Origin of the sequence: Globicatella sanguinis NBRC 15551 (genome assembly GCF_001552295.1) — a bacterium.
Lineage (GTDB): Bacteria > Bacillota > Bacilli > Lactobacillales > Aerococcaceae > Globicatella > Globicatella sanguinis.
Genome location: NZ_BCQX01000148.1, coordinates 1 through 4,535, shown reverse-complemented (window position 1 = coordinate 4,535; position 4,535 = coordinate 1). Strand labels below are relative to the sequence as shown.

Here is a 4,535-nt window from a genome sequence, read left to right as displayed (position 1 = left end):
AATTTGACACTATCCTTTTAAGCGTTTCATTTTACTTTATTCCGAAAGAATGATATCATTTAATTATAATCATTATAAAAAAGGAGCGATTAGGAATGACTTTTGATATGACAGATCGTGGCAAACAGCCAGTTGTTGAGAATATTGAGGAATGGACAAGCGCAAATGAGAATTACCGTACAACGGTATGGACTGGTAGCAAAATGCAAATGACTTTAATGACAATCCAGCCAGGTGATGATATTGGATTAGAAGTTCATGAAGGCATTGATCAATTCTTACGTATTGAAGAAGGAACAGGACTATGCCAAATGGGTCCGTCAGAAGACAATTTGGACTTTGAAAAAGAAGTTGGACCTGATTTCGCTATTTTAGTACCGGCAGATATGTGGCATAATGTCACTAACACTGGTGATAAACCACTAAAATTATATACTTTATACGCTGGGCCTGATCACGTTCCAGGTACTGTGCATCCAACACATGAAGATGCAGAAAACGACCCAAATGAACATTAATTAAATACGAATTGGTAGCTTTAGGGCTACCAATTTTTAATTTACATAGCAAAAATCCCCCACTGAGTGAATGACACTCGACCAGTGGGGGATTTAATTCAGTTTGAATCAATGTTTCTTGACTATGATTTAAACTTAATGTTTAAAGAAAGAATCACCAAAGATTCTATTAAATGGTCAATTAAAACTTTGATGCATTTTATTAAAGGCTCTTCATAAATTATAAAAACAACAAAAATAACTAGCGATATTTACTACTCTTCGTCTAATAAATGGATATCATTGTCAAATAATTGGTAAATCAAACTGATATCTGAATTGGTTAAAATACCCACAATATCATCTGGTGTATCCATTTCAAGATTTTGCTTTTCACACACTAAAATAACTGTCGATTGAGATTTCTCAAATAACTCAATCAATTGAAATAGATTATTTTCTTTGTAAATCTTAGTCACACGATGATTCTTTTCTTCTAATTTTAAAACTTCATCAATCTTAACTGCCACTAAATCCTCACTCATCATTGATTCATCCGATACCTTTTCAGCTAGCCAATTGGTAATACCATTTTCTGAAATCAATCCAATATATTCATGATCATCGAATACCGGAAATTGAGAATAATGTTTTTCCTTAATTACTGTAAAGACTCTTTGTAAAGATTCTCCCACCTTAAAAGTAATGATTGTTTCATCTTTTTGGGCTTTTAGGTATTCCATAATCGAGACTGGCGATTTATACTGTGTAACAATCCGCTTCAATGTTTCAATTAAATAAGTTGAAGGTTCAGCTATTTCTGGAATGTCGGTTGTGGTTTGATGCGTCAGTAAATTACGTAGTTGTCTGGCGGCATATAGTAAATCCCAATGAACACTGACTGGATTGATTCTAGACTGTGCTTTCGCTTGTTCAAGTAAAATAAACATCGTCTCTTTGGAATCTAATACTTTCTGTAACGTAATCTCCAATTCATTGAATAATGCTAAAAATTCATTTTTTGACATTGGACGCCTCCTAAAATTGAGTATCTTACTTCTATTATAATGACTAAGTCATAAAATTCATATTTTAACTCGAAAACAGCTTTTAAACTCTAATAAAAAAAGTGCAAAGAATAATGAATCTCGCGACTCTCAATTCTTTGCTGACTAAAAATGAAATACTAAACGATTTCGTCATCCGTTTTTCACTCCGGTGGAAGCCAGTCGAACTGTATTTCCAATAGTATTTCCTTAATTTTCTTCATCACTTGGTAAGTAAAAGCTCTCTACCAATACAAGGAAGGCGCCTTTTAATACTAATTCTTTATAATTTTCGAACTCTTCAGAATGCTCTTCATCTACTTGCAACTCTGGAGTAAAAAAACTCACAACAGCATCCCACCAAGAACTATTCTCATCCAAAATATCTGCTTTATGAATCATGGCTCCTGATCGTGAGACGTCTTCTTTAACAAATTGACTATTGATAACAATGGTAATATCTCCTTGATATACACCACTCTTAATTAACTCTTCTACTGCTATTTCCGCTTCTTCAAAAGTATTAAATGAATCATAAATAAACTTTGCCATAATCATTGTACCCCTTTTTAGTATTAACGGTAATATTTAAACCCTGATATTATTTTAATAAACTCTCTAAATCACCTATTTAGTTAGCTATCATGCACGTCCTATATCTTATAGTTGATGACTTCATTTTACCACTTAAATGATTTTTTAAGAAGTATAATATACTGTTAATCGTTTTATTATGCTTTTGAATGCACTGATGTTTGTAATTTTCGTTTAACCCACATTGATATGTACAATAGGGAAGAGTATAATAAACCTTTACTCACGGATGCCGCCTATTTATTTGAAATTAGTCGAATAAGTTGATGGCGTGTACGACAATTGGTTAATACCAGTAAATATTGTTTACTTTTGAGTGTTAGTATCACGGTGTCCATTTCAGAATGACTGTACTCACTACGTTGAATAATAACCTCCGAACGCATTTCAAAGGATTGACCTTTACCTCTAAAGTACGAGTGAAATTTCTACAATTAAATTAGCCACTTAAATTATGAATTCTATCTATTTTATGTTTGAAAATGAAACTACTAGTTACGGTTAGGAGTGCACTAGAAGCAGAAAATTGAATAATTTTCGATTCGTCTGTTCACCTCCACAAAGTTGGGAGTAGGTCTCACAAAAGTCTTTAAGACCAATCAACCATGCGCAATAAAATAATCAGCTCGAAGCAAATAAAACGATTAAGTCTTATTTTCAGGCACGTTAAGACGCCATTTGAAATCACTCAACCATTGTGCTTTTAATTAACGAGTAATAACTTGGCTCAGTTTGTGCCCATCCTCAATCTAAACTTAATGCGTATTATTAAAATTATTCTAAATTTCATTATATGATATTAGTTTAAACAAATATAACTCTTCTAACTATTAGAGTTCTTAGGTAAATTAACTCACCTTACTTTTATATTTTGTATTGCGTTTTAAATATCGAATTGCACTATAAAAGTGGTATGTAAAGTAAATTTGTCTATCATATTGCAAGCAGTTATCGCATTGTTTCATAGTTCTTTTGAAAGGAGAATTAACATGAAAGAGAATAGAGAAAAAAATAAAGATAATAAAATTCCTAACGCTAATGTAAATCCAGAAGGTAACGAAAACAATAATACTGTAATAGATGAATCAATGGATAAGTCAAGATAAGTTCCAGATGATGATTTTGAATACAAAGGTTCTAATTATAATTTTAAATAGAATCATATCGATGAGGCCAGAGGACGTTATTTAAATGATATAGCTTTAGAAAAAGCGGGAGTTAATCTGTCCTGGAGATCTATCATCGCTGGTTTATTAACATTTCTAGCATTGTGCATTTTATTTTCACTTACATCTGCCACAATAGGTTTAGGGGTCACTGATTTGACTTCTCCAAACCCATTAGATAATGTCGGTATCGGCTTAATTATTTGGACTATCATCTCATTTATTGTCTCACTTAGTGCAGGAGGTTATGTTGCAGGCTTAACTGCAAATCGCGCAGGCGCTATTCACGGTTTTTTAACTTGGGCATTAAGTCTTATTGCGATTTTATATTTAGCCACCTCTGCCATTGGTTCTGCATTTAATACTCTTGGGTCTTTAATGGGGGTCACTGGTGATACTATAGCGAACGTAGCGAATATTTCAGGAGATGCTGTATCTAATATTACTCAATAAGCTTTCGATTCAGTTACAGATAATTTAGTAATTGATACTTCTAATTTAGATAAAGAAATTCAAGATGCTTTAAAAGATTCTGACATTCCAGAATTGCAGCCAAATTTATTACAATCATAATTAGATGAAACGGCATCTGATATTCAAAAGGCAGCTAAAGCTGTTATTGTAGATGGAAAAGATGCGAATGAAGAACTGAATAAAGTGTATCAAAACATTGAAAATCGATTAACAACAATAGGCGAAAGTTTAGATGAAGAAAAATTATCAGCGGCTATATCAGAAAATACTGATTTAACTGATGCGGAAGCCGATAAAGCTGTTGAAAACATTAAAACTTCTTATGAACAAGCACAAGAACAAGCTAAACAATTATTATCTGATGCAGAAACTCAACTTAACCAATTAATGGAAGATGCAGAAAAAACTCTCGAAGAAGTAGTTGAAACAACTGATGATGTCATGAATGAAACCTCTAAATATTCATTCGTAACTTTTATCGGACTTACCTTAGCTGCTTTACTATCAACTTTCGCTGGTAAAAAAGGTGCAGAAGCTGGTAACAAGGTTCTAGACGGAGCAACCAAAGTCGAAGAAAAAATATAGTTAAAAGGATTAGCCAATTTTTTATGTTCCTGACTCAAGTTTTGTAGAAAAACGAATTTATCGAATAGGAATAATTTGTAACACAAGCCTTTATCTTATTTTTAACATTAATATGAGTTCTTTTACGTATGCACGTACTATGTCACTAAATTTTATTTCCTAACTAAAATAAC

The 4,535-nt window shown here is 32.5% G+C and carries 5 protein-coding genes; 3 read left to right on the top strand and 2 right to left on the bottom strand.

What is annotated here, in order from left to right:
* Positions 1-95 precede the first annotated feature (95 nt).
* Complete coding sequence (locus GSA01S_RS09425) at positions 96-518, top strand: cupin domain-containing protein (RefSeq protein ID WP_066126928.1); 423 nt, start codon at positions 96-98, stop codon at positions 516-518.
* Between the two features lie 254 nt (positions 519-772).
* Here the strand turns inward: GSA01S_RS09425 and GSA01S_RS09420 are convergent, their stop codons facing one another.
* Positions 773-1,525, bottom strand: a complete 753-nt coding sequence (locus GSA01S_RS09420; RefSeq protein ID WP_066126926.1) for a CBS domain-containing protein — start codon at positions 1,523-1,525, stop codon at positions 773-775.
* A gap of 228 nt (positions 1,526-1,753) precedes the next feature.
* A complete protein-coding gene (locus GSA01S_RS09415) occupies positions 1,754-2,095 on the bottom strand; it encodes a general stress protein (RefSeq protein WP_066126925.1) in 342 nt (113 codons plus the stop codon).
* A gap of 1,364 nt (positions 2,096-3,459) precedes the next feature.
* Between GSA01S_RS09415 and GSA01S_RS09410 the strand changes: the two genes are divergently transcribed.
* Both GSA01S_RS09410 and GSA01S_RS09405 read left to right on the top strand, forming a co-directional pair.
* On the top strand, positions 3,460-3,756 hold the full coding sequence (locus GSA01S_RS09410; protein ID WP_066126924.1) for a hypothetical protein: 297 nt from the start codon (positions 3,460-3,462) through the stop codon (positions 3,754-3,756).
* Positions 3,757-3,960: 204 nt separating this feature from the next.
* Positions 3,961-4,362, top strand: a complete 402-nt coding sequence (locus GSA01S_RS09405; RefSeq protein ID WP_066126922.1) for a hypothetical protein — start codon at positions 3,961-3,963, stop codon at positions 4,360-4,362.
* The last annotated feature ends 173 nt before the right edge of the window (positions 4,363-4,535 follow it).